Origin of the sequence: Roseomonas rosulenta (genome assembly GCF_016106005.1) — a bacterium.
Lineage (GTDB): Bacteria > Pseudomonadota > Alphaproteobacteria > Acetobacterales > Acetobacteraceae > Neoroseomonas > Neoroseomonas rosulenta.
Genome location: NZ_JACADR010000300.1, coordinates 1 through 5,089, shown reverse-complemented (window position 1 = coordinate 5,089; position 5,089 = coordinate 1). Strand labels below are relative to the sequence as shown.

The window sequence follows — 5,089 nt, the reverse complement described above, 5'->3', positions numbered from 1 at the left end:
CGGCCGCCTCCGCGAGGGCCAGGTCCTTCGCCGGCGTCGGCGCGCGCGCCACGGTCGCGGCCGCGCCTCGCGCGGCGCGGGCGGCGGTGTCGAGCAGGCGGGCGGCTTCGTCGGCGAGAACGTTCACGGGGCTGTCCTCCGGTGCGGCAGAGGTAGCGCCGGGCGGCTGGGAAGGGAAGAACCGCGGCGGCCCGTCTCAGCGACCGCTCAAGACGAGGCCCGGTGGCGCATTCCAAAGGCCGGAAGCAACGCGGTCCCCCAGCCGGCCACCCATCCAGGATACGGTCGCCGGCGGCGGGACGCGGAGCGGCCCGGCAACAGCACTCCCCTGGCGGCCTGTCAGCGTGCCGGGAGCCGCACGCCGGCGAAGCGGATGATCCCGTCGGGGCTGGGCTGGAACCCCTCGATCCCCGCGCGCAGCGCCCAGAACCAGCGATGATGGTACAGGATCAGGTGCGGCCGGTCGGCCATCCAGCGTTCCGCGGCGATGCGGTACTGGGCGCGCCGCGTGGCCGGATCGGTGCTGCGCCGGCCGGCGGCGAGGGCGGCATCCACTTCCGCGTTGGCGTATTTTCCCCAGTTCAGGAAGCCATCGGAGGCGAGCCAGATGGCAATGTTGCCATCCGGGTCGGGCCGGCCGGACCAGATGACGATGGCGGCGTCGTAGTCGCCGCGCTGCGTCGCGGCCACCATGGTGCTGGCTTCCAGCGTCTCGATGCGGATGTCGAAGCCGCCCTCGGCGGCCATGGCCTGGATGATCTGCGCGACCTGCGCCTCGACCGGGCTGTTGGCGACCTTGAGCGTGAAGGCGAAGCGGTCGTGCCCCGCCGCGCGCAGCAGGGCGCGGGCACGCGCCGGGTCGCGCGGCGGCGGTGGCAGGTCGGCGAAGTGGAAGGGCGTGCCGGGCGCTTCGGGCTGGTTCGAGGGGACGAACAGCCCCTCCAGCGCCACCTGGTTGATCACCGCGCGGTCGATGCTGCGCTCCAGCGCCTCGCGCACGCGCGGATCGCGCAGCGCGCCGGTCGCGGTGTTGATGGCAAGCGTCTGGTAGGCGATGGCGGTGGCGTCGACCACCTGCAGGCGGCGGTCGCGGCGCGCCTCGGCGACGTCGGAGGGCGACAGGCGCTCGATGATGTCGAGCTGCCCCGCGCGCAGGTTCAGCAGCCGCACCGTGCCGTCGGGAATGGCCTGGAACACCAGGCGCTCGGCATGGATGTTCGCGGCGTTCCAGTGGCCCGCGAAGCGCTCCATCTCGATGCGGTCCTGCGGCACGCGGCGGGTCAGGCGGAAGGGGCCGGAGCAGACGGGTTCGTCGCGGATGCGCTCGCCGAGCCGCGCGAGGGCCGTGGGCGACATGATCATGCCCGCGCGGTCCGACAGCACCGAGAGCAGCGGCGCGAAGGGCTGCGACAGGCGGATCACCACCGTGGCCGGGTCCGGCGCCTCGACCGCGCTGACGGCGGCGAGCTCGCTGCGCCGGCGGGATTCGCGCGCGCTGCGGTAGCGTTCGAGGTTGACGCGCACCGCCTCTGCATCGAGAGGCGTGCCGTCGTGGAAGCGCGCATCGGTGCGCAGCGTGAGCGTCAGCGCGAGCCCGTCCGGCGCCCATGCCCACTGGGTGGCCAGTTCCGGCCGGAAGGCCAGGTCCGGCCCGACATCGACCAGCTTGTCGCACAGCGCGGAGAAGACCACGCGCTCGACGAAGGATCCGCTGACGGCGGGGTCGAGCACATTGGGGTCGGCGCCGATGCCGATGCGCAGCGTCTGCGCGCCGGCGGGCGCGGCCAGCGCGGCGAGGACGAGCAGGGCGGCGATGCGGCGCATGGGCGGCTTCCTCGGGGGGGAGGCCGATGCTGGTCCGCGCCTGCCGCGCGCGCAAGCCCGCGCGCCGCTATTCGATGCGGATGCCGCTCTCGCGGATGATGGGTTCCCAGGTCGCGCGTTCGGCCGCCAGACCCTCGGCCATCTGCGCGGGCGTGGACCAGCGCGGCTCGAGGCCGTTGCGGTTGAGCACCGCGGTCACCTCGGGATCCGCGAGGGCGACGCGCATCGCCTGGTTGAGGCGCGCGATGGCGGGCTCCGGCGTGCCGCGCGGCGCCAGCACGGCGTACCAGGATGGCACGTCGAAGCCCGGCACGCCGGATTCCGCCACCGTGGGGATGTCGGGCATGAGGCGCGAGCGTTCGAGATGCGGGATGGCCAGCGCGCGCAGCTTGCCCTCGCGCACCTGCGGCAGGACCGAGGCGGCGGTGGCGAAGGAGAAGTCGACCCGCCCCGCAAGCAGGTCGGTCACCACGAGGTTGCCGCCGCGGTAGTGCACCGCGGTGGTCTCGATGCCCGCCCGGCGGTCGAACAGCAGCCCGGCCAGATGCGGCCCGCCGGCGATGCCGCTGGTGCCATAGGACAGCCGCCCGGGCGCGGCCTTCGCCGCGGCGACCAGCTCGGCCACGCTGCGCCAGGGGCGGTCGGGCGGCAGCACGAGGATGTTGAACAGGTCCACCGCGATCGAGACCGGCATCAGGTCGCGCGCGGGGTCCACCGGCAGGCGGATCACCATCGGGCTGACCACCAGTGCGCCGAGGGTCGCGAGCAGCAGCGTATGGCCGTCGGCGGGGCTGCGCGCCACCACCTCGGTCGCGATGTTGCTGCCGGCGCCGGGGCGGTTCTCCACGATCACCGGCTGGCCCAGCGCGTCGCCCATCTTCGGCGCGATGGCGCGTGCCGAGATGTCGGTCGCGCCACCCGGCGTGAAGCCGACGATCAGGCGCAGCGGACGCGAGGGGAAGCCCTCCTGCGCCAGCGCAGGGGCGGCGAGCGGCAGCGCGGCGGCGGCGAGCAGCGCACGGCGGGGCAGGGCGGGGAGGGTCATGGTGCTTCGGTTCCCGGACGTGATCTTTGGTCGATGATCGCATGATCCGCGCGTCGCGTCGAAGCGCCCGGTACGCTGGCCGGGGATGCCGGCGCGCGCCGCCGCGTCACAGCAGCACGAGGTCGTCGCGGTGGATGATCTCGTCGCGGCCGCGCCAGCCCAGGATGGCTTCGAGTTCCTCGGAGCGGTGGCCTGCGATCAGGCGCGCGGCCTCGGCGTCGTAGGCCGAGAGGCCACGTGCCACCTCGCGCCCGGCCTCGTCGCGCACGCTGAGCGGATCGCCGCGTTCGAAGCTGCCCTCCACCGCGCGCACGCCGGCCGGCAGCAGCGACGAACCGCGGGCGAGCGCGCGCGCCGCCCCCGCATCGACGGTGAGCGCGCCGAGCGGTGCGAGACTTCCGGCGATCCAGCGCTTGCGTGCCGTGCGCCCCTCCGGGGCGGCGAGGAACCAGGTGCAGCGCGCGCCATCGAGCAGCGCGGAGAGCGGATTGTCGCGCTTGCCGAGCGCGATCGCCATCGCACACCCGGCGCCGGTCGCGATGCGCGCGGCGATCAGCTTGGTGCGCATGCCGCCCGAGGAATAGCCGGGCGGCGGTTCGCCGCCCATGGCCATGATCTCGTCCGTGATGCGATCGACCGCAGGGATGTGCGCCGCGCCGGGATCGCGGCGGGGGTCGGCGGTGTAGAGGCCGTCGATGTCCGACAGCAGCACGAGCGCGTCGGCGCTGATCATCTCGGCCACGCGCGCGGCCAGGCGGTCATTGTCACCGAAGCGGATCTCGGCGGTGGCGACGGTGTCGTTCTCGTTGATCACGGGCACGCAGCCGAGGGAGAGCAGCGTGCTGATGGTGGCGCGCGCATTGAGGTAGCGGCGGCGGTCCTCGGAATCCTCGAGCGTGAGGAGCAGCTGCGCGGCGTTCATGCCATGCGCGCTGAGCGCATCCTGCCACGCGCCGGCGAGCCTGATCTGCCCGACCGCGGCGGCAGCCTGTTTCTCCTCGAGCCGCAGCGTGCGTCGCGTGAGGCCGAGCGCGCGGCGCGCCAGCGCGATGGCGCCGGAGGAGACCAGCACGACCTCCGCACCGCCCGCGCGAAGGGCTGCGACATCCGCCGCGACCGAGGCCAGCCAGGCGGCGCGCGGCGCGGCCGTGGCGTCGTCCACCACCAGGGCTGAGCCGATCTTCACGACGATGCGCTTCGCCTGCGCGAGGGAGGGGGCGGCGGGGTCGATCATGGCGCGGGCGTTTAGCATGCGGGACGGGCAGCCTGAAGGCGGGACGCGTGTCCGCGTGATGTCGCTTGTTCCTGCCGCGCGGGCGCCTATCGTGCCAGCTGCAACGCACTTACGGGGAGACAGGCCATGGCGGACCTCATCATCGTCGCCTATCCGGACGAGAAGACCGCGGAAGCGGCACGCGCCAAGCTGATCGAGCTGCAGCGCGAATACCTCATTGAGATCGGCGATGCGGTGGTGGCCGAACGGCTGGCCGACGGGTCGGTGAAGCTGCACCAGCTGATCAACACGACGGCGGCGGGCGCGGCCGGCGGCGCGATGTGGGGGGCGCTGATCGGGTTGCTGTTCCTCAACCCTCTGGTGGGTGCCGCGGCGGGTGCCGGCGCGGGTGCGCTGAGCGGCTACCTCACCGATGTCGGAATCGACGACAAGTTCCTCAAGAGTACGGCGGAGGCGCTGGCCCCGGGCCAGGCGGCGCTGTGCGTGCTGGTGCGCAAGGTGACGGCGGACAAGGTGCTGCCGGCGATGGCGCAGTTCGGCGGTACGGTGCTGCGGACTAACCTGACGGGCGAGCAGGAGCAGAAGCTGAGGGATGCGCTGAATGCGGGGTGATTTGCGCCGCTGGCGGCCCGCCCCAAGATGTCGTGTGGTCGGGCCACGGCGTTGCGATGATCCTGCCTGCTGCAGCGGTCGTCCGATGCATCGTTAAGGGCGTGCGCGGTCTGCACGCCATGCCGCGCCAGCATCGGCCGGGATGTCGTTGGAGCGGCCGTCGCTCTGGGTGCCGATAAGGCTCTGTACCGACTCCGGGGCATCCTTATCCTCGATGGCAGTGGGACTGCCGCGCCGCGTGGGCCACCTGGACGCCTCCAGAAACCCCTCGCCCTGAAGCCGTTCGGCTGATTCACTGACGCGGATTGGCGCGGGGGATGGCGATGGTTCGGCAGCCGGGGTTCTTCGACGTGGAGGAACGGCTGCGGGAGTTG

At 73.0% G+C, this 5,089-nt stretch carries 4 protein-coding genes; 1 reads left to right on the top strand and 3 read right to left on the bottom strand.

Annotated elements, in window-relative coordinates; genetic code table 11:
• Positions 1 to 339: 339 nt before the first annotated feature.
• The 3 genes from HW578_RS22655 to proB all read right to left on the bottom strand — a co-directional run bounded on the left by HW578_RS22655 (position 340) and on the right by proB (position 4,103).
• On the bottom strand, positions 340 to 1,824 hold the full coding sequence (locus tag HW578_RS22655; RefSeq protein ID WP_198372980.1) for an ABC transporter substrate-binding protein: 1,485 nt from the start codon (positions 1,822 to 1,824) through the stop codon (positions 340 to 342).
• Positions 1,825 to 1,891: 67 nt separating this feature from the next.
• Positions 1,892 to 2,869 (bottom strand): Bug family tripartite tricarboxylate transporter substrate binding protein, encoded by a 978-nt coding sequence (locus HW578_RS22650; RefSeq protein ID WP_198372979.1) that lies wholly within the window; start codon positions 2,867 to 2,869, stop codon positions 1,892 to 1,894.
• 106 nt (positions 2,870 to 2,975) lie between these two features.
• Positions 2,976 to 4,103 (bottom strand): glutamate 5-kinase, encoded by a 1,128-nt coding sequence (gene proB, locus HW578_RS22645; RefSeq protein ID WP_198372981.1) that lies wholly within the window; start codon positions 4,101 to 4,103, stop codon positions 2,976 to 2,978.
• 126 nt (positions 4,104 to 4,229) lie between these two features.
• On the opposite strand from proB, the gene HW578_RS22640 reads away from it, so the two are divergent.
• Positions 4,230 to 4,715, top strand: a complete 486-nt coding sequence (locus HW578_RS22640) for a DUF1269 domain-containing protein (RefSeq protein WP_198372978.1) — start codon at positions 4,230 to 4,232, stop codon at positions 4,713 to 4,715.
• The last annotated feature ends 374 nt before the right edge of the window (positions 4,716 to 5,089 follow it).